The sequence below is a fragment of the Roseovarius sp. MBR-78 genome (assembly GCF_040547535.1).
Lineage (GTDB): Bacteria > Pseudomonadota > Alphaproteobacteria > Rhodobacterales > Rhodobacteraceae > Roseovarius.
The window spans coordinates 159,455-177,055 of sequence record NZ_JBEPPX010000001.1 but is presented as its reverse complement, the minus strand read 5'-3'; the positions used below and the strand labels follow the sequence as shown (position 1 = coordinate 177,055).

Below are 17,601 nucleotides of genomic sequence, written 5' to 3'. Positions count from 1 at the left end.
TCAGGCGTGCACGGTTGTATAGGTGCCCTCGCCCGAGACGATACCGCGAAAGCCGCCCGGCTCGTCGAGCGAAAACACGATGATCGGCAGGTTGTTGTCGCGCGCCAGCGCAATCGCGCTGGCATCCATCACGCCCAGATGCTGCGCCAGCACCTCGTCATAGCTCACCCGCTCATAGCGTTTGGCATCGGCGTGTTTCACCGGGTCCTTGTCATAGACACCATCCACCTTGGTGCCCTTGAAGATCGCCTGGCAGGCCATTTCATTGGCGCGCAGCGTGGCCGCCGTGTCGGTGGTGAAATAGGGATTGCCGGTGCCGGCGGCGAAAATGCAGATGCGCTTTTTCTCCAGGTGGCGCACGGCGCGGCGGCGGATATAGGGCTCTGCCACCTCGTCCATGCGGATGGCCGAGATCACGCGGCAGAACGCGCCGGTGCGCTCGAGCGCGGATTGCATCGCAAGTGCGTTCATCACCGTGGCCAGCATCCCCATGTAATCGGCGGTGGTGCGCTCCATCCCCTGCGCGCTGCCTTGCAGGCCGCGAAAGATATTGCCGCCGCCGATCACCATGCAGATTTCCACGCCCATGTCGTGGACCGATTTGACCTCCTGCGCGATTCGCTCGACGGTGGGCGGGTGCAGGCCATAGCCCTGGTCGCCCATCAGCGCCTCGCCCGATATCTTGAGCATCACGCGATCAAACCGGGCCTTCTGGGTGTCGGGGGGGGTCATGGGCGCTCTCCGCGGCTGCTCTTGTGAAATTGCGCGCAAAATGTCGCAAATGGGCGGCAGGTGCAATCGCCGATACCGCGCGCGCCCTCGCCAATCGCGCGGGCACAGGCTATGCCCGCGCCATGATCGACCTTGATGCCCTCGACCCCGTGCGCCCGGTGCTGATCGCCGGGCCTACCGCCAGCGGTAAATCGGCGCTGGCACTCGCGATCGCGCGCGCGCAGGGCGGCGTTATCGTCAATGCCGACGCGCTCCAGGTCTATGCCAACTGGCGCATCCTGTCGGCGCGCCCCACCCCCGAGGACGAGGCCGCCGCCCCGCACCGGCTCTATGGTCATGTCGCACCGGAGCAGGCATATTCCGTCGGCCATTGGCTGCGCGAGGTGGTGCCGCTGCTTGCATCCGAGGCACGCCCGATCATCGTGGGTGGCACCGGGCTTTATTTCACGGCGCTGACCGAGGGGCTGGCCGAGATACCGCCCACCCCGCCCGCGATTCGCGCCGAGGCCGACCGGCTGCCGCCTGCGGCCCTTCTGGACGCGCTCGACCCGGCGACGCGCGCGCGCATCGACACCGGCAATCCCCGCCGGGTGCAGCGCGCCTGGGAGGTGCAGGCCGCCACCGGGCGCGGGCTGGCCGCGTGGCAGGACGCCACGCCGCCGCCGCTCTTGCCGCTTGATGCCTGCTCGGCGCTTGTGGTGGAGGCCCCGAAACACTGGCTTACCCCGCGCATTGCCCGCCGCTTCGATGCCATGCTCGGTGCCGGCGCGCTCGACGAGGCGCACGCCAATCTGGAGGGATGGGATGCCGCGCGCCCGGCCGCGCAAGCCATTGGCGCGCCGGAGCTGATCGCCCATCTGCGCGGCGAGATGACGCTAGATGCCGCGCGCGAGGCCGCGCTCATCGCCACGCGTCAATACGCCAAGCGACAGCGGACATGGTTTCGCGCGCGGATGAGGCATTGGCAGGCGGTGGCGGCAGAGGCGCTCTGAGCGCTCAGCAGCCCTTGCGCCCACACACCGTTACCAGCGTGCGCCAGAACACATAGAGATCAAGCCGCAGGCTCATTTCATCGACGTAACGCAGGTCCAGCACCACCTTGCGACGGGTGCCCTCGCTGTCATCGACATAGCCTAGATCGGTCTGCGCCAGCCCGCTGATACCGGGGCGCACATCGTGGCGGCGGCGATAGCCCGCCACGTTGCGAACGTAGCGCCGCGCGTGGTGGAAATAATCCGGGCGCGGGCCGATCAGGCTCATCTCGCCGCGCAGCACGTTGATGATCTGCGGTAGCTCGTCAACGCGACAGCGCCGCATGATCCGCCCCAGCGGTGTGATTCGGTCATGCTCGAGCGGGTCCTCGGCGCTGCGCATGATACGCTCGGCCGACGTCATCGAGCGGAACTTGATGGCGCTGAACGCGCGGCACCCCCGCCCCATCCGGGGCTGCATGTAAAACAGCGGGCCGCGATTGAAAAACGGATTGAGGCAGAGCAACACAAGGCAGATCAGCGCCAGAACGGGCAGAAGACACAGGCTCATCACGATGTCGAAGGCGGGCTTGCCCCAACGCGCATACACACCTTCCAGCCGCGACGGGCGGAATCCGATAGATGATTTATTAATCTCAAAAGCTTCGTGTTTCAATATACTGTCCCCCAAAAAGCCGCATAGGCCCAAGCCATGAACCAACACGACACGGGCAATCAAAAACCCGTGATACCTGAAGTGCCATATACCACTATGCAGCCGCAGAAAAAAGTTAATTTTTTATTACGGTGAGCCAAACCCCGCTTGCCATCAAGGACGGTAAACGGCCTCGGGCCGCAGATAACAGGCTCCGAACCCTACCCCTTGCACGCGGCCCGATCCCTGCCTAAGCCGGGGCCATGATCGCTCTCCTCGACCAAGGCCCGCCGCCACCCTGCCCCGCGCCCTTCAACATGGCCGCGCATGTGCTGGGCCATGCCGCGCGCATGCCCGACAAGATCGCGCTTGCCATCATCGGGCCGTCGGGGGCCGAACGGTGGCGCTATGCCCGCCTCGAGGCCGCGGTGCGCGGCACGGCGACGGGGCTTCTGGCGCAAGGCCTTGCCCCCGGCGACCGGGTGCTGATGCGGCTGGGCAACACGGTGGAATTTCCGCTCGCCTATCTCGGCGCGCTCGCCGCCGGGCTGGTGCCGGTGCCCACATCGAGCCTGCTGACCGCCCCCGAGGTGGCGGGCATCATCGCCACCACCACGCCCCGCCTGATCCTGCGCGGCGCGGGCATCGCCTGCCCCGAGACCGATCTGCCGATCCTGGACGAGACCGCGCTCGAGGCGATGCGCGATCTGCCCCCCGCCGCCTGGCACATGGGCGCCCCAAACCGGCCCGGCTATATCATCTATACCTCCGGCACCTCGGGCATCCCGCGCGCGGTGATGCACGCGCATCGCGCCATCCTTGCCCGCGCGATGATGTTTGAGGATTGGTATGGCCTGACCGAGGCCGACCGGCTCTGCCATGCGGGCGCGTTCAACTGGACCTTCACGCTCGGCACCGGGCTGCTCGATCCGTGGAGCGTGGGGGCGACCGCGCTCATCCCCGCCCAAGGGGTGGAGCCCGCGCAATTGCCGCTCTTGCTCAAGCGCCACGACGCCACGCTTTTCGCCGCCGCGCCGGGGGTCTATCGCAAGCTGCTGGCGGGCGGGGCGCTGCCACCTCTGCCACGCCTGCGCCACGGGCTGGCGGCGGGCGAGAAGCTCTCCGAGGCGATCCGCAGCCGCTGGCACGCCGCTACCGGCACCACGATCCATGAGGCCTATGGCCTGTCGGAATGTTCTACCTTCATCTCGGCCAGCCCCGACCGGCCCGCGGCCCCCGGCACGCTGGGCCGCCCGCAGCGCGGCCGCCGCGTGGCGATCCTTGGCCCCGATGGCGCGCCGGTGGCGCGCGGCGAGGAGGGCACCATCGCCGTGCATCGCGACGATCCCGGCCTGATGCTGGGCTATATGGGCGCAGTGCAGGCGACGGCAGAGAAATTTGCGGGCGCGTGGTTTCTCACCGGCGATCGCGGCGCGATGGAGGCCGACGGCGCGATCCGCTATCTGGGGCGCGCCGATGACATGATGAACGCGGGCGGCTTTCGCGTCTCGCCGATCGAGGTGGAGGCGGCGCTGGCAGGCTATCCCGGCATCACCGAGGTCGCCGTGACCGATATCGAGGTGAAAGAGGATGCACGCGTGATCATGGCCTTCTATACTGGTCCCGAACGGCTCGACCCTGCCCGCCTTGACGCGCATTGCCGCGCGCGGCTGGCGGCTTACAAATGCCCGCGCGGCTTCTTTCACGTCGAAAGCCTGCCTGCGGGCGGTAACGGAAAACTCCTGCGCCGCGACCTGCGGCCGATATACGAGGCCCTCAATGGTCCGGCTTGACATCATCTCCGATCCGATCTGCCCGTGGTGCTACATCGGCAAGACCCTGCTCGATCAGGCGCTGGCAGAGCGCCCCGACCACCCGTTCGAGATCCACTGGCAGCCCTTTCAGCTCAACCCCGACATGCCTCCCGAGGGGATGGACCGCCGCGCCTATCTCGAGGCCAAGTTCGGCGGGCGCGAGGGCGCGGCGCGCGCCTATGCGCCGGTGCTGGAGCGCGCCGAGGCGGCGGGGCTGGAGATTGATTTCGCGGCGATCCCGCGCACCCCCAACACGCTCGATGCGCACCGCCTCTTGCACTGGTCCGAGGTCGAGGGCTGCCAGACGCCGATGGCGATGGCGCTGTTTCGTGCCTATTTCCACGAGGGGCGCGACATTTCCGACCCCGAGGTGCTGGCCGATCTCGCCGACAGCCTCGGCCTTGATGCCGCCCTCATCGCGCGGCTGCTGGCCTCGGATGCCGACCGCGAGGAGGTTGCCGCCCGCGATGCGCAGTTCCGCCAGATGGGCGTGACCGGCGTGCCCACATTCATCGTCGCGGGCCAGCACGCGGTGCCGGGCTGCCAGCCGCCCGAAATGTGGCTGCGGGTGATCGACGAAATCACCGCACAGGCGGCGGGGGGCTGAGGGTCACCACCTGATACAAGGTGCGTGTTGTTGGGGCGGGGGCGTGTTTCTGGCATGGAGCTGCCGTTCGCCCCCTGTCCCCCGCGCGGAGTCAAGGGCGAAGCCCGCCGCGCGATCGCTGGGCCGTCCCGCAGCCTAGCGATTTTGAGACGGCGCGCAATGCATCGGTGTCATAAAGGCTTGGCTGGCATAAAGCGGCAGTTTCAACCGGTGCATCGCTAGTCCCCGGCCCAGCGACCGCGCGGCTCATCTCTGAAACCGCAAACGTCCCCACCAGGCCATCCACGCTGCCTGCCCCATCACCCTACGCCCTACTGCGCCGCCCCCCGTCGCAGCACCGCCGAGACCGGCACCAGCGCAACGCTGGCGGCGCGGTCTTGCAGGCCCCAGATCAACAGCGCGCTGATCGTGTCGGCGCGCAACCGGCCCAGCATGATGACGCCCGTCTGCCTCTGGCCCGCGCGCACCGCCGCCTGATCGAGAAAACGGCGCACGGCAGCGGCATTCTGCCCCTGCGCATCGAAATCGCGAAACAGCGTCGCCGAGGGCACGCCCTCGCGCGCGATGAGCTTTTGCGCGGTATCAAGCCCGTTGGGCCGCATCACCAGGCCGTGACCGGTCTCGAGCAGGATCGGGGCAAGCTGCGCGCTGGCCTCGCGGCTCGATTGCAGGCCGGTGCCGTCGCCCTCGATCACCGCCACCGCCTGCGGCACGCGATCAAGCCATGCGGCCATCGCCACCTCGACATCGGCGGCACTTGCCCCCTCGGGCAGATCGACATCGAGAAGCACCTCGAACCCGGCCTCGCGATAGCGCGCCGCCGCCGCGCCTGCATCGGGATGGGTGGCGGGAATGGCGATGCTGAGCGGGTAGGGAAAGGCGCCGAGCGCCTCGCGGCCAAGCGCGCCGCTGCCATCGTCGATCAGCACGATCGCCATGAGCGGCTTGCCCGGCGGCACCTCTGCGGCAACCGCGTTGCGCGCAAGCGCGGGTTCGGGGGGGGCGGGGGCCGGGGCGGCCTCGTCCTGCGGCGCGACCGCGCCCTCCTCGGGGGCCTCTCCGATGCGCGGCAGGCGGTCGGTGGTCACGCCCTCGGCGCGGTCCTGAACCAGCGCGCCGCCGCCCTCGGGCTGGAGACGGCGCGGGGCGGGAGCGGTCTCTGGGGCGGTCTCGGGCGCGCCCTCGTCGGGGGCGGGGGCGGCCATGCTCTCGCCGGGGCTGGTCTCGGTGCCGGTCTCGTCGGGGGCTGCGCCCACCCGTTGCCCTGCACCCGGTGCCAGCCCGACCGCGCTCTCGCCGGGATCGGGCTGCGGCGGCTGCGCCGGTTCGGTCGAGATCGGCAGCCGCGCCTCGCTCTCGGGCCGGGTGGGGGCGAGGGCCTGCGGGCTGGGCAGCACCGGGCTGTCGCCCTGCACCGCAACGCTGCCCGTGTCCGAGGCCTCGACGGGCGGCGTGCCGAGAGTGGTCGCGGTGCCGGTGGCGGGGGGCGGGGCGGTGTCGGCCCCGCTCAGGCCAAGGGTGTCGTCGGGCGCAGGCGCGGGCACGCGCGGCACGGCCCCCGTCCCGGCCTCGGGGCTGTCACCGGGCGCGGGCAGCGCCGCCGCGCGATCCTCGCGCACCGCGTCAAAGCCCGAGCCGGGCGGCACCTTGACGGCATCCGCCTCGGGGGCGCGCTCGCGCAGCGCCGCCCCGCCGGCAAGATCAAGCCCCACCGAAACCGCGCCAAGCACAAGCCCCGACACGGCAAACCCCGTTATCATTCCTGCCAGAACACCGCGCATTGCCGCCCTCGCCCCTTGTTTTGATCCGCCGTCGATCCGCGTCTTGCCCGCCGGTTTGCGGCTGTTTCCGGCCTAGCGCCCCTTGACGGTCCGGCGCAAGCCTGAACAAGTATACCGCGACCGGCCCCAAGGCCAACAGCCCCCTTTAGACCAAAGGACAGGCGCAGATGCTGCTCTTGATCGACAATTACGACAGTTTCACCTATAACCTCGTGCATTATCTGGGCGAGTTGGGGGCCGAAACGCGCGTCATCCGCAACGACGCGATGGATGTGGCGGGCGCGCTGGCGCTGCGGCCTTCGGCAATCGTGCTGTCGCCCGGCCCCTGCGATCCCGATCAGGCGGGGATCTGCCTGCCCCTGACGCTGGCGGCGGCCGAGGCGCATATCCCGCTTCTGGGCGTGTGCCTTGGCCATCAGACCATCGGGCAGGCCTTTGGCGGGCGGGTGGTGCGCCATTCCGAGATCGTGCACGGCAAGATGGGCGAGATCCACCATTCCGGCACAAGCGTGTTCAAGGGCCTGCCCTCGCCTTTTGACGCCACGCGCTATCATTCGCTGGTGGTCGAACGCGAGAGCCTGCCCGATTGCCTCGAAATCACCGCCGAGTTGACGGACGGCACCATCATGGGCCTGCGCCACCGCGCGCATCCGATCCACGGGGTGCAGTTCCACCCCGAATCCATCGCCTCGCAGCATGGCCACGCGCTGTTGCGCAATTTCCTCGACATGATGCAGGTGCCGGCATGAGCGATATCCGCCCGCTCATCGCCGCCGCCGCCGACCGCCCGCTGACGCGGCCCGAGGCCGAGGCCGCCTTTACCATCCTCTTCGAGGGCGAGGCCACGCCCGCGCAAACGGGGGGTTTCCTCATGGCGCTGCGCACGCGGGGCGAGACGGTGGATGAATACGCCGCCGCCGCCGCCGTGATGCGCGCCAAGTGCCACAAGGTGCGCGCGCCCGAGGGCGCGATCGACATCGTCGGCACGGGGGGCGACGGCAAGGGCACGCTCAACATCTCGACGGCGGCGGCGCTGGTGGTGGCGGGCGCGGGCGTGCCGGTGGCCAAGCATGGCAACCGCAACCTGTCGTCCAAATCCGGCGCGGCGGATGCGCTCACGGTGCTGGGCGTCAAGGTGATGATCGGCGCGGATGCGGTGGAAAAGGTCTTGGCCGAGGCGGGCATCGCCTTCATGATGGCCCCCATGCACCACCCGGCGATGGCCCATGTCGGCCCGGTGCGCGCCGAGCTTGGCACGCGCACCATCTTCAACATCCTCGGGCCGCTGACCAACCCCGCAGGCGTCAAGCGGCAGCTCACCGGCGCGTTCTCGCGCGATCTCATCCGCCCGATGGCCGAAACGCTGGGGCAGTTGGGGTCAGAGCGGGCGTGGCTGGTGCATGGCAGCGACGGCACCGACGAGATGACCATCACCGGCCTCACATGGCTCGCCGCACTCGAAGAGGATGGCAGCATCCGCGAGGCAGAGCTTCACCCCGAGGATTTCGGCCTGCCGGTGCACCCGTTTGAGGCCATCCTCGGCGGCACGCCCGAGGAAAACGGCGCGGCGCTCAAGGCCCTTCTCGAGGGCGCAAGGACCGCCTACCGCGACGCCGTGCTGATGAACGCCGCCGCCGCGCTGACGGTGGCGGGACGCACGAATGACCTGCGCGAGGGCGTCGAGATCGCCGCCGAGAGCATCGATTCGGGGGCGGCGAAGACCACCCTCGCCGTCCTCGCCAAAGCCACATCGGAGGCCAAATGACCACGCCCACCATCCTTGAGCAGATCAAGGCCTACAAACTCGACGAGATCGCCGCCGCCAAGGCCGCGCGCCCGCAAGCCGAGATCGAGGACGACGCCCGCGCGGCGCCGTCCGTGCGCCCCTTTGGCCCGGCGCTGTTGCAGGCGTCGAAAACCGGCTATGGCCTCATCGCCGAGATCAAGAAGGCCAGCCCCTCCAAGGGCCTCATCCGCGCGGATTTCGACCCCGCCGCGCTGGCGCAGGCCTATGCGACGGGCGGGGCCGCGTGCCTCTCGGTGCTGACCGATGGCCCAAGCTTTCAGGGCGCGCCGGACTATCTGCGCGAGGCGCGCGCCGCCTGCGACCTGCCGGTGCTGCGCAAGGATTTCATGTATGATCCCTATCAGGTCGCCGAGGCGCGCGCCTGGGGGGCCGATTGCATCCTCATCATCATGGCGAGCGTCTCGGACGCGCAGGCGCTGGAGCTTGAAGAGGCGGCCACGCATTGGGGCATGGATGCGCTCATCGAGGTGCACAACCGCGAGGAACTTGACCGCGCGGGCGCGCTTTCCTCGCGCATGATCGGCATCAACAACCGCGACCTGCACACGTTCGAGACCTCGCTTGACACCACGCGCAAGCTGTCGAAATTCGTGCCGCCCGAGCGCATGATCGTGAGCGAGAGCGGGCTTTCCACGCCCGAGGATCTCTCGGATATGGCCCGCTACGGCGCGCGCGCCTTTCTCATCGGCGAGGTGCTGATGCGCGCCGAGGACGTGGCCGCCGCCACCCGCGCGCTGCTCGCTAACCCGCTGACGGCGGGGGGCTTTTGAATGGCGGGGCTGACGCATTTCGACGGCAAGGGCGATGCGCATATGGTCGATGTCTCCGACAAGGCGGTGACGGCGCGCGTCGCCGTGGCCGAGGGGCATGTGCGCATGGCGCGCGAAACCTTTGATATCATTGCCGAAGGCCGCGCCAAGAAGGGCGATGTGCTGGCTGTCGCGCGGCTGGCGGGGATCATGGCGGCCAAGCGCACGCCCGATCTCATCCCGCTCTGCCACCCGCTTCCGGTGACAAAGGTGGCGGTGGAGCTGACGCTCGACCCCGCCCTGCCCGGCGTGCAGATCGAGGCCACGGCCAAGACCACCGGGCAGACCGGCGTCGAGATGGAGGCGCTCACGGCGGTCTCGGTCGCGGCGCTCACCGTCTATGACATGGCCAAGGCGGTGGACCGCGCGATGGAAATCGGCGGGGTGCGCGTGGTGCTCAAGGATGGCGGCAAATCCGGGCGGTATGAGGCGCGATGATTTCCGTTGATGAAGCCCTCGGCGCGCTCTTCGACCTTGTCGCGCCGACAGAGGTGGAAGAAGTACCGCTGGCGCAGGCTGCGGGCCGCGTGTTGGCGCGTGACGTGGTGGCCGGGCGCGATCAGCCGCCCTTTGCCGCCTCGGCGATGGATGGCTACGCGATTGCCGATGACCCCGCCCCCGGCGCGGTGCTGACCGTCATCGGCGAGGCGGCGGCGGGGCATGGGTTCGGCGGTCGTGTGGGGCCGGGCGAGGCGGTGCGCATCTTTACCGGCGCGCCGGTGCCCGAGGGGGCCGCCCGCGTGGTCATGCAGGAGGACGTGACGCGCGCGGGCGAGCGGATCACCCTTGGCGAAAATATCGGCAAGGGTGACAATATCCGCCCCAGAGGCGGGGATTTTCGCAAAGGCGACGTGATCCCCGCCCCCCGCCGCCTGCGCCCCGCCGATCTCGCGCTGCTCGCGGCGATGAATATCGCCCGCGTGCCGGTGCGCCGCCGCCCGGAGGTGGCGCTCATCGCCACCGGCGACGAATTGGTGATGCCCGGCGAGGCCCCCGGCCCCGACCAGATCATCGCCTCCAACGGCTTTGGCCTCAAGGCTATGTTCGAGGCGCAGGGCGCGGTGGCGCGGCTCCTGCCCATCGCCCGCGACACGCGGGCCTCGCTCGAGACCGCGCTGGGGCTGGCCTCGGGCTGCGATCTTGTCGTGACCATCGGCGGCGCGTCGGTGGGCGATCACGATCTGGTCGCGCGCCTTGGCCCCGAGCTTGGGATCGAGCGCGCCTTCTACAAGGTCGCGATGCGCCCCGGCAAGCCGCTGATGGCGGGGCGCATGGGGGCTGCGGCGGTGGTCGGGCTGCCGGGTAACCCGGTCTCGGCGATGGTCTGCGGGCAGGTTTTCGTTGTGCCGATGCTCCGCGCCATGCTGGGGCTTGGGGCGCAGCCTGCGCCGCGCCGCACCATCGCCCTCGCCACCGCCCTGCCCGCCAACGGCCCGCGCGAGCATTACATGCGCGCGCGCCTTGGCCCCGAGGGGATCACCCCCGAGAACCGGCAGGACAGCGCGCTCCTCAGCGTGCTTGCCCATGCCGACGCACTCTTGGTGCGCCCGCCCCTCGATCCGGCGCGCGCGGCGGGTGAGGTGGTTGATTACCTGCCGGTTTGAGGCCCTACCGAATATGCGGTTCGCGGCTCCCGCGAGGACATGAAGGAGACGTTGGCATGTTGCTCCCCGCGCGGAGTCAAGGCGCCGCAGGCGCCGCCGCGCGAGCGCCCGGACGGGCGGGCGCTTCTGCAACGTGGCATCCTGCATCATCGTTCAAGTATTTTGCGCCATAAAGCGCCCACCACAGCCGTTGCAGCGCCCACCCGCGGTCGGGCACTCGCGCGGCTCATCGCATCATATCGAATGGCGGCTCAAAGCCCCCGAGCGTTCCTCCCGTGCAGCATCGGGCACCCTGTATCGGGTGTCGCCCCCTAGAACAGCGCCAGTTGCGCGCCGCGCGCAAGCGGCACCTCGAAGACATCGCAGCGCAGGGCGGGTTGCGGCGCATCGAGCCGCAACCGCCGCGCCACAAGCTCGAATCGTCGCGCGATCATCCGCGCATGGACCCCCTGCCCCCGCATCCGCTGGTGCCAATCGGCGGCGTAGTCGCGCCCGTCATGCATCTCGCGCAGCCGGTTCATCACCCGGCCCGCGCGGTCGGGGTAATGCTGTGCCAGCCAGTCACGAAAGAGCCCCAACACCTCGCGCGGCAGGCGCAGCATGATCCAGCTTACCGCCTCCGCCCCGGCCTCACACCCCGCCTCGCAGATCGTCTCGATCTCGGCATCGGTCAGCGCCGGTATCACCGGCGACACCATTAGCCGCACCGGCACCCCCGCCTCGGCAAGCCGCCGGATCGTGGCCAGCCGCCGCTCGGGCGCGGGGGCGCGCGGCTCCAGCTTCCGCGCCAGCGTGGCGTCCAGTGTGGTGATCGACACACCGACCCGCGCCAGCCCCCGCGCCGCCATGCCCGCCAGCAGATCAATGTCGCGCTCGATCAGCGCGCCCTTGGTCACCACCGCAACCGGGTGGTTGAACCGTTCCAGCACCTCGAGACAGGCGCGGGTGATACCATATTGCCGCTCGATCGGCTGGTAGGGGTCGGTATTGGTGCCGATGGCAATGGGGGCCACCTTGTAGCTGCGCGCGCGCAATTCCGCCTCGAGCCGGGCGGGGGCATCGGGGCGAGCGATCAGCCGGGTTTCGAAATCGAGCCCCGCCGACAAGCCAAGCCAGGCATGGCTGGGCCGCGCGAAGCAGTAGATGCAGCCATGCTCGCAGCCGCGATAGGGGTTGATCGAGCGATCAAACGGCAGGTCGGGCGAGCGGTTATAGGTAATCACCCGGCCCGCGCGCTCCTCCGAAACCGTGGTGCGCAGCACCCGCGCCTCGGCATCGGGGTCGGGATCATCGGCGGCGTAGCTCACGCTATGCGCCTCGAACCGCCCGGCGGCGTTGCTGCCGGCACCACGGCCCCGAGGGCGCAGATCCGGCGGAAGGGTGGGATCGTTTTGCATGATCGAAATATGGAACATAACGCGAACAAATGCAACGATCCGATAATGATGATGCCGATAATTCAGTCACATCCCGGCCAAATCGCTGTTACAGGTCGGTAGCAGCGCGGGCAGCGTCGCAATTTGCAAAGTGGCGCTGCGACAAATTGACGAAAGAGGCGCAACGGCACCGCAATGCACGCGCGCAGAACAACCAGGGATCATGCCCATGTCCGACCAAGAAGACGAAATCATCCTGTCGGAACTCGACGACGAGGAACTTGTCCAGCAAATGTTCGACGACCTTTACGACGGTCTGCGCGAAGAGATCGAGGAAGGTGTGAACATCCTTCTGGGGCGCGGCTGGGAGCCTTACCAGATCCTCACCCAGGCGCTGGTGGGCGGTATGACCATCGTCGGCAAGGATTTCCGCGACGGCATCCTGTTCGTCCCCGAGGTGCTTTTGGCCGCCAACGCGATGAAGGGCGGCATGGCCATCCTCAAGCCGCTTCTGGCCGAGACCGGCGCGCCGCGCGTCGGCAAGATGGTGATCGGCACCGTCAAGGGCGATATCCATGACATCGGCAAGAACCTCGTCGGGATGATGATGGAGGGGGCAGGATTCGAGGTGGTCGATCTCGGGATCAACAACCCGGTCGAGAATTACCTTGAGGCGCTGGAGACCGAACAGCCCGACATCCTCGGCATGTCGGCGCTGCTGACCACCACCATGCCCTATATGAAGGTCGTGATCGACACGCTGATTGAACAGGGCAAGCGCGATGATTACGTCGTGCTGGTGGGCGGCGCGCCGCTCAACGAGGAATTCGGCAAGGCCATCGGTGCTGATGCCTATTGCCGCGACGCCGCCGTGGCGGTCGAGACGGCCAAGGATTTCATGGCGCGCAAGCACAACGCCCTCGCGGCGGGCTGAGCGCACGAGATCTCGCGCGGCGGCCCGCCCCCGTGTGGTGCGGGCCGTTTGCGTTGAAAGGATGCGATGACGGGACCAAGCGACGATCTGCTGACGAGTGAGGGCCTGCCCCCCGAGGGGCGGGGCCGCATCCTGCTGATTGCCTGCGGCGCGCTGGCCCATGAAATCCTCAGCCTGAAGCGCGCCAATGGCTGGGACCACATGGACCTGCAGTGCCTGCCCGCCAAGCTGCATCTTTACCCCGAAAAGATCACCGCCGAGGTGGAAAAATCCGTTCTGCGCCAGCGTGACGCCTATGGCCGCATCTTCGTGGTCTATGCCGATTGCGGCACCGGGGGCCTCTTGCAGGCGAAATGCGCCGAATTGGGCGTCGAGATGGTGGCCGGCCCGCATTGCTATGCGTTCTATGAGGGGGTGGACCGCTTTGCCGCGCATGAGGACGAGATCACGGCCTTCTACCTCACCGATTTCCTGGTGCGGCAGTTCGATGCCTTCGTGTGGCGGCCCATGGGCCTCGACCGGCACCCGGAATTGCGCGACATGATCTTTGGCAACTATACCAAGCTGATCTATCAGGCGCAGACCGACGATGCCGCCCTGCGCGCCCGCGCCGAGGACTGCGCCCGCCGCCTCGGGCTTGACTACGAATACCGCTTCACCGGCTATGGCGATCTTGCGGGCGCGCTTGGCGCACAGGCGGCAAAGGGATAGGGATAAGGATAAGGATAAGGATAAGGACTGCCTTTCAACCCCCTCAGCGCAGCCGCGCCACCGCCTCGATGGTGCCGAAATCGGGATATTGCAGCAGCACCGCCAGCGGCGCATCCTCGGGCCAGGCGATATCGAGCGAGAGCGGCGCCTGCGTATCCCAGGTGGCGACCTCGACCAGTTCGGTCACGATATTGGTATAGGTGATCGTGCGCCCCGCATTCTCGCCGCGCTCGATCTCGACCGTTTCCTCGGGCGTGTAGCGGGCGAATTGCACCACCAGCGGCATCTCGCGCGGGGTCCTCGCGCGGGCGTCGAGGTAGACGCGCGCGCCTTCGCGCCGCAGCGCCACTTCCAGCCCGTTATCGGGCTGCGCCAGGTGTTTGTCAATCACATCGGTCACGTCGCGATAGCGCGTGCCGACAACACGATCGGTCCCGTTGACCACCATTTGCGGGGTATAGACCATCTTGCGCCCCGCCGCCGCCGCATAGCCGCGCTGCCGCGCGGTATTGGCGGGGCTGGCAAAGGTATCCTCCCAGCCGATGTAATCCCAGTAATCGACATGCAGCGACAGCGCGAGCACATCATCGCGCGCGGCCAGTTGCTCGAAAAACCCGTCGGCGGGCGGACAGGAGGGGCAGCCCTGCGAGGTAAACAGCTCCACCACCACGGGCCGGTCGGCGGCATGAAGCGGCGTCGAAAACGCCGCGATTCCTGCAAGCAGGCCGAAAATGAGGTGTCGCATGGGCGGATTTTTCCCGTCTGGATTGGCTGGGCGCTTGGCCTGATCTTAGGCCCTGCCGCCCGCCCTGCCAATTCAAGGTTTCGCGAGATGCCCGTGCGCGTTGTAACACCCGTCACATTGTGTGCAACAGTATACAAAAACGCCATCCGCCCCTTGATCGGGCGCACAATATCGGTCAGAAGCAAGACAAACGTCATCCAGCCCTGACATGAAAGGACGGCACGCCATGCCCATCACAGTCGGTCAAGACAGCGCCAAGACCCGCAAGACGCTTACCGTCGGCGGCAAATCCATCGCCTATTATTCCATCGCCGCCGCCGAGGCGGCGGGGCTTGGTGATTTCTCGCGCCTGCCTGCCGCGCTCAAGGTGGTGCTGGAAAACATGCTGCGCTTCGAGGATGGCAAGACCGTCTCGCTCGACGATATCCGCGCGTTCTCGGAATGGGCCGCAAACGGCGGCCGCGCCAATCGCGAGCTGGCCTATCGCCCGGCCCGCGTCTTGATGCAGGATTTCACCGGGGTTCCGGCGGTGGTGGACCTTGCGGCGATGCGCGACGGGATCAAGGCGCTGGGCGGCGATGCGCAAAAGATCAACCCGCTGAACCCGGTTGACCTGGTGATCGACCACTCGGTGATGATCGACGAGTTCGGCAATCCCCGCGCCTTCCAGATGAACGTGGACCGCGAATACGAGCGCAACATGGAGCGCTACCAGTTCCTGAAATGGGGCCAGGGCGCGTTCAACAATTTCCGCGTCGTGCCGCCGGGCACCGGCATCTGCCATCAGGTCAACCTTGAATATCTGGCGCAGACCGTCTGGACCGACGAGGACCAGAACGGCGAGACGGTGGCCTATCCCGACACGCTGGTGGGCACCGACAGCCACACCACCATGATCAACGGCGTGGCCGTGCTGGGCTGGGGCGTCGGCGGGATCGAGGCCGAGGCCGCGATGCTGGGCCAGCCCATCTCCATGCTCATCCCCGAGGTTGTCGGCTTTGAGCTGACCGGCGCGATGGTCGAGGGCACCACCGGCACCGATCTCGTGCTCAAGGTCGTGCAGATGCTGCGCGAGAAGGGCGTGGTGGGCAAATTCGTCGAATTTTACGGCGCGGGGCTCGATACCCTGCCGCTGGCGGATCGTGCCACCATCGCCAACATGGCCCCCGAATACGGTGCCACCTGCGGTTTCTTCCCCATCGACGACGAAACCCTGCGCTATCTGCGCAACACCGGCCGCGACGAGGATCGCGTCGCGCTGGTCGAGGCCTATGCCAAGGAAAACGGCTTCTGGCGCGGGGCCGATTACGCTCCGGTCTATAGCGACACGCTGCATCTCGACATGGGCGAGATCGTGCCCGCCATTTCCGGCCCCAAACGCCCGCAGGATTACGTGGCGCTGACCGAGGCCAAGACCGCCTTTGCCCGCGAAATGGCCGAGACCTTCAAGCGCCCGATGGACAAACAGGTGCCGGTCAATGGCGAAGACTACACCCTCTCCTCGGGCGATGTGGTGATCGCCTCGATCACGTCCTGCACCAACACCTCCAACCCCTACGTGATGATCGGTGCCGGGCTTGTGGCGCGCAAGGCCGCCGCTTTGGGGCTGAACCGCAAGCCCTGGGTCAAGACCTCGCTCGCGCCCGGCTCTCAGGTGGTGTCGCATTACCTCGAGGCCGCCGGTCTGCAAGAGGATCTCGACAAGATCGGCTTCAACCTCGTGGGCTATGGCTGCACCACCTGCATCGGCAACTCGGGCCCGCTGCAAAAGGAGATTTCCGCGGCCATCGCCGAGGGCGATCTGGTCGCCACCTCGGTGCTCTCAGGCAACCGCAATTTCGAGGGCCGGATCAGCCCGGACGTGCGCGCCAACTACCTCGCCTCGCCGCCCCTCGTCGTGGCCTATGCGCTGGCGGGCACGCTCGATATCAACCTCGCCACCGACCCCATCGCGCAAACGCCGGATGGCCGCGATGTCTATCTCAAGGATATCTGGCCCAGCCAGAAGGAAATCGCCGATCTGGTCGAGGCGACCGTGACCCGCGAGGCGTTCCGCTCGAAATATGCCGATGTCTTCAAGGGCGACGACAAGTGGCAGGCGGTCGAGACCTCCGAGGGCGAGACCTATGACTGGCCCGCACAATCGACCTATGTCCAGAACCCGCCCTATTTCAAGGACATGGCCCGCGATCCGGGCACCATCGCCGATATAGAGGGCGCGCGGATGCTGGCGCTTCTGGGTGATATGGTGACGACCGATCACATCTCGCCCGCCGGCTCGTTCAAGGACAGCACCCCCGCAGGCCAATACCTGATCGAACGTCAGGTGCCGGTGCGCGAATTCAACTCCTACGGCTCGCGGCGCGGCAATCACGAGGTGATGATGCGCGGCACCTTCGCCAATATCCGCATCAAGAACGAAATGCTCGACGGCACCGAGGGCGGCTACACGCTCGGGCCGGACGGCAAGGAGACCTCGATTTTCGACGCCGCCGCAGCCTGGGCCGAGACCGGCACGCCGCTTGTCGTGGTGGCGGGCGAGCAATACGGTGCCGGGAGTTCCCGCGACTGGGCGGCCAAGGGCACGGCGCTCTTGGGCGTGCGCGCGGTCATCGCCGAGAGCTACGAGCGCATCCACCGCTCCAACCTCGTCGGCATGGGCGTGGTGCCGTTCGAGTTCACCGGCGGCGACACCCGCAAGACGCTGGCGCTCAAGGGCGACGAGAGCTTCACCATCACCGGGCTGGCGGATGTGAAACCCTTGCAGGAGGTCGCCTGCACGGTGACCTATGGCGACGGCACCGAGAAGGCGATCACCCTCAAATGCCGGATCGATACCGCCATCGAGAAGGAATATGTCGAGCATGGCGGCGTGCTGCACTACGTGCTGCGCAACCTCGCCAAATCGGCCTGATCTGGACGGGGCCGGGACACCCGGCCCCCCTTCCCCACAGAAGGCATCGACACCCCGCGCGAGCGCCCGACCGCCGGGTGGGCGCTGCAACGGCTACGCATGGCACTTTATCCCCGCCAAATACAGCAACGTCATCAAGGG

The 17,601-nt window shown here is 67.6% G+C and carries 16 protein-coding genes; 11 read left to right on the top strand and 5 right to left on the bottom strand.

Features of this window, described 5'->3' with window-relative positions:
- Positions 1 to 732: a UMP kinase gene (gene pyrH / locus ABIE58_RS00895; protein WP_354542788.1), complete on the bottom strand. Its 732-nt coding sequence runs from the start codon at positions 730 to 732 to the stop codon at positions 1 to 3.
- Positions 733 to 854: 122 nt separating this feature from the next.
- On the opposite strand from pyrH, the gene miaA reads away from it, so the two are divergent.
- The gene (gene miaA / locus ABIE58_RS00890; RefSeq protein ID WP_354542787.1) at positions 855 to 1,724 is read left to right on the top strand and encodes a tRNA (adenosine(37)-N6)-dimethylallyltransferase MiaA; all 870 of its coding nucleotides are present in this window, start codon (positions 855 to 857) and stop codon (positions 1,722 to 1,724) included.
- Positions 1,725 to 1,728: 4 nt separating this feature from the next.
- On the opposite strand, the gene ABIE58_RS00885 is transcribed toward miaA, so the two are convergent.
- Positions 1,729 to 2,379 carry a sugar transferase gene (locus tag ABIE58_RS00885; protein ID WP_502950049.1) on the bottom strand — a complete coding sequence of 217 codons (651 nt, stop codon included), beginning with the start codon at positions 2,377 to 2,379 and terminating at the stop codon, positions 1,729 to 1,731.
- Between the two features lie 242 nt (positions 2,380 to 2,621).
- On the opposite strand from ABIE58_RS00885, the gene ABIE58_RS00880 reads away from it, so the two are divergent.
- Together ABIE58_RS00880 and ABIE58_RS00875 are read left to right on the top strand one after the other, a co-directional pair.
- On the top strand, positions 2,622 to 4,151 hold the full coding sequence (locus ABIE58_RS00880; protein ID WP_354542785.1) for a class I adenylate-forming enzyme family protein: 1,530 nt from the start codon (positions 2,622 to 2,624) through the stop codon (positions 4,149 to 4,151).
- Complete coding sequence (locus tag ABIE58_RS00875; protein WP_354542784.1) at positions 4,138 to 4,779, top strand: DsbA family oxidoreductase; 642 nt, start codon at positions 4,138 to 4,140, stop codon at positions 4,777 to 4,779. Before ABIE58_RS00880 ends, ABIE58_RS00875 begins: the two co-directional genes overlap by 14 nt.
- 311 nt (positions 4,780 to 5,090) lie before the next feature.
- Here ABIE58_RS00875 and ABIE58_RS00870 read toward each other — a convergent pair whose 3' ends face one another.
- Positions 5,091 to 6,560 (bottom strand): divergent polysaccharide deacteylase family protein, encoded by a 1,470-nt coding sequence (locus tag ABIE58_RS00870; RefSeq protein WP_354542783.1) that lies wholly within the window; start codon positions 6,558 to 6,560, stop codon positions 5,091 to 5,093.
- A gap of 167 nt (positions 6,561 to 6,727) precedes the next feature.
- Between ABIE58_RS00870 and ABIE58_RS00865 the strand changes: the two genes are divergently transcribed.
- Genes ABIE58_RS00865 through ABIE58_RS00845 form a run of 5 tightly spaced genes read left to right on the top strand, consistent with a single transcriptional unit; the run spans position 6,728 to position 10,780 of the window.
- Positions 6,728 to 7,309 (top strand): anthranilate synthase component II, encoded by a 582-nt coding sequence (locus tag ABIE58_RS00865; protein ID WP_354542782.1) that lies wholly within the window; start codon positions 6,728 to 6,730, stop codon positions 7,307 to 7,309.
- Complete coding sequence (trpD, locus tag ABIE58_RS00860; protein WP_354542781.1) at positions 7,306 to 8,325, top strand: anthranilate phosphoribosyltransferase; 1,020 nt, start codon at positions 7,306 to 7,308, stop codon at positions 8,323 to 8,325. Before ABIE58_RS00865 ends, trpD begins: the two co-directional genes overlap by 4 nt.
- Positions 8,322 to 9,137: an indole-3-glycerol phosphate synthase TrpC gene (trpC, locus tag ABIE58_RS00855; protein WP_354542780.1), complete on the top strand. Its 816-nt coding sequence runs from the start codon at positions 8,322 to 8,324 to the stop codon at positions 9,135 to 9,137. The genes trpD and trpC overlap by 4 nt, the downstream gene beginning before the upstream one ends.
- Positions 9,138 to 9,614 carry a cyclic pyranopterin monophosphate synthase MoaC gene (gene moaC / locus ABIE58_RS00850; RefSeq protein WP_354542779.1) on the top strand — a complete coding sequence of 159 codons (477 nt, stop codon included), beginning with the start codon at positions 9,138 to 9,140 and terminating at the stop codon, positions 9,612 to 9,614.
- A complete protein-coding gene (locus ABIE58_RS00845; RefSeq protein ID WP_354542778.1) occupies positions 9,611 to 10,780 on the top strand; it encodes a molybdopterin molybdotransferase MoeA in 1,170 nt (389 codons plus the stop codon). The genes moaC and ABIE58_RS00845 overlap by 4 nt, the downstream gene beginning before the upstream one ends.
- 311 nt (positions 10,781 to 11,091) lie before the next feature.
- Here ABIE58_RS00845 and ABIE58_RS00840 read toward each other — a convergent pair whose 3' ends face one another.
- Positions 11,092 to 12,177: a PA0069 family radical SAM protein gene (locus ABIE58_RS00840; protein ID WP_354542777.1), complete on the bottom strand. Its 1,086-nt coding sequence runs from the start codon at positions 12,175 to 12,177 to the stop codon at positions 11,092 to 11,094.
- A gap of 208 nt (positions 12,178 to 12,385) precedes the next feature.
- Between ABIE58_RS00840 and ABIE58_RS00835 the strand changes: the two genes are divergently transcribed.
- Positions 12,386 to 13,090 carry a cobalamin B12-binding domain-containing protein gene (locus tag ABIE58_RS00835; protein ID WP_354542776.1) on the top strand — a complete coding sequence of 235 codons (705 nt, stop codon included), beginning with the start codon at positions 12,386 to 12,388 and terminating at the stop codon, positions 13,088 to 13,090.
- A 66-nt stretch (positions 13,091 to 13,156) separates the two neighbouring features.
- Positions 13,157 to 13,801 carry a DUF1638 domain-containing protein gene (locus ABIE58_RS00830; RefSeq protein ID WP_354542775.1) on the top strand — a complete coding sequence of 215 codons (645 nt, stop codon included), beginning with the start codon at positions 13,157 to 13,159 and terminating at the stop codon, positions 13,799 to 13,801.
- Between the two features lie 43 nt (positions 13,802 to 13,844).
- Here ABIE58_RS00830 and ABIE58_RS00825 read toward each other — a convergent pair whose 3' ends face one another.
- Positions 13,845 to 14,546: a DUF1223 domain-containing protein gene (locus ABIE58_RS00825; protein WP_354542774.1), complete on the bottom strand. Its 702-nt coding sequence runs from the start codon at positions 14,544 to 14,546 to the stop codon at positions 13,845 to 13,847.
- Positions 14,547 to 14,772: 226 nt separating this feature from the next.
- On the opposite strand from ABIE58_RS00825, the gene acnA reads away from it, so the two are divergent.
- Positions 14,773 to 17,460: an aconitate hydratase AcnA gene (gene acnA, locus ABIE58_RS00820; RefSeq protein WP_354542773.1), complete on the top strand. Its 2,688-nt coding sequence runs from the start codon at positions 14,773 to 14,775 to the stop codon at positions 17,458 to 17,460.
- Positions 17,461 to 17,601 lie beyond the last annotated feature (141 nt).

What these genes read in the sequence shown, in the direction of transcription:
- pyrH (WP_354542788.1), bottom strand. Translation starts at nt 732, where the DNA reads ATGACCCCCCCCGACACCCAGAAGGCCCGGTTTGATCGCGTGATGCTC.
- miaA (WP_354542787.1), top strand. Translation starts at nt 855, where the DNA reads ATGATCGACCTTGATGCCCTCGACCCCGTGCGCCCGGTGCTGATCGCC.
- ABIE58_RS00880 (WP_354542785.1), top strand. Translation starts at nt 2,622, where the DNA reads ATGATCGCTCTCCTCGACCAAGGCCCGCCGCCACCCTGCCCCGCGCCC.
- ABIE58_RS00875 (WP_354542784.1), top strand. Translation starts at nt 4,138, where the DNA reads ATGGTCCGGCTTGACATCATCTCCGATCCGATCTGCCCGTGGTGCTAC.
- ABIE58_RS00870 (WP_354542783.1), bottom strand. Translation starts at nt 6,560, where the DNA reads ATGCGCGGTGTTCTGGCAGGAATGATAACGGGGTTTGCCGTGTCGGGG.
- ABIE58_RS00865 (WP_354542782.1), top strand. Translation starts at nt 6,728, where the DNA reads ATGCTGCTCTTGATCGACAATTACGACAGTTTCACCTATAACCTCGTG.
- trpD (WP_354542781.1), top strand. Translation starts at nt 7,306, where the DNA reads ATGAGCGATATCCGCCCGCTCATCGCCGCCGCCGCCGACCGCCCGCTG.
- trpC (WP_354542780.1), top strand. Translation starts at nt 8,322, where the DNA reads ATGACCACGCCCACCATCCTTGAGCAGATCAAGGCCTACAAACTCGAC.
- moaC (WP_354542779.1), top strand. Translation starts at nt 9,138, where the DNA reads ATGGCGGGGCTGACGCATTTCGACGGCAAGGGCGATGCGCATATGGTC.
- ABIE58_RS00845 (WP_354542778.1), top strand. Translation starts at nt 9,611, where the DNA reads ATGATTTCCGTTGATGAAGCCCTCGGCGCGCTCTTCGACCTTGTCGCG.
- ABIE58_RS00840 (WP_354542777.1), bottom strand. Translation starts at nt 12,177, where the DNA reads ATGCAAAACGATCCCACCCTTCCGCCGGATCTGCGCCCTCGGGGCCGT.
- ABIE58_RS00835 (WP_354542776.1), top strand. Translation starts at nt 12,386, where the DNA reads ATGTCCGACCAAGAAGACGAAATCATCCTGTCGGAACTCGACGACGAG.
- ABIE58_RS00830 (WP_354542775.1), top strand. Translation starts at nt 13,157, where the DNA reads ATGACGGGACCAAGCGACGATCTGCTGACGAGTGAGGGCCTGCCCCCC.
- ABIE58_RS00825 (WP_354542774.1), bottom strand. Translation starts at nt 14,546, where the DNA reads ATGCGACACCTCATTTTCGGCCTGCTTGCAGGAATCGCGGCGTTTTCG.
- acnA (WP_354542773.1), top strand. Translation starts at nt 14,773, where the DNA reads ATGCCCATCACAGTCGGTCAAGACAGCGCCAAGACCCGCAAGACGCTT.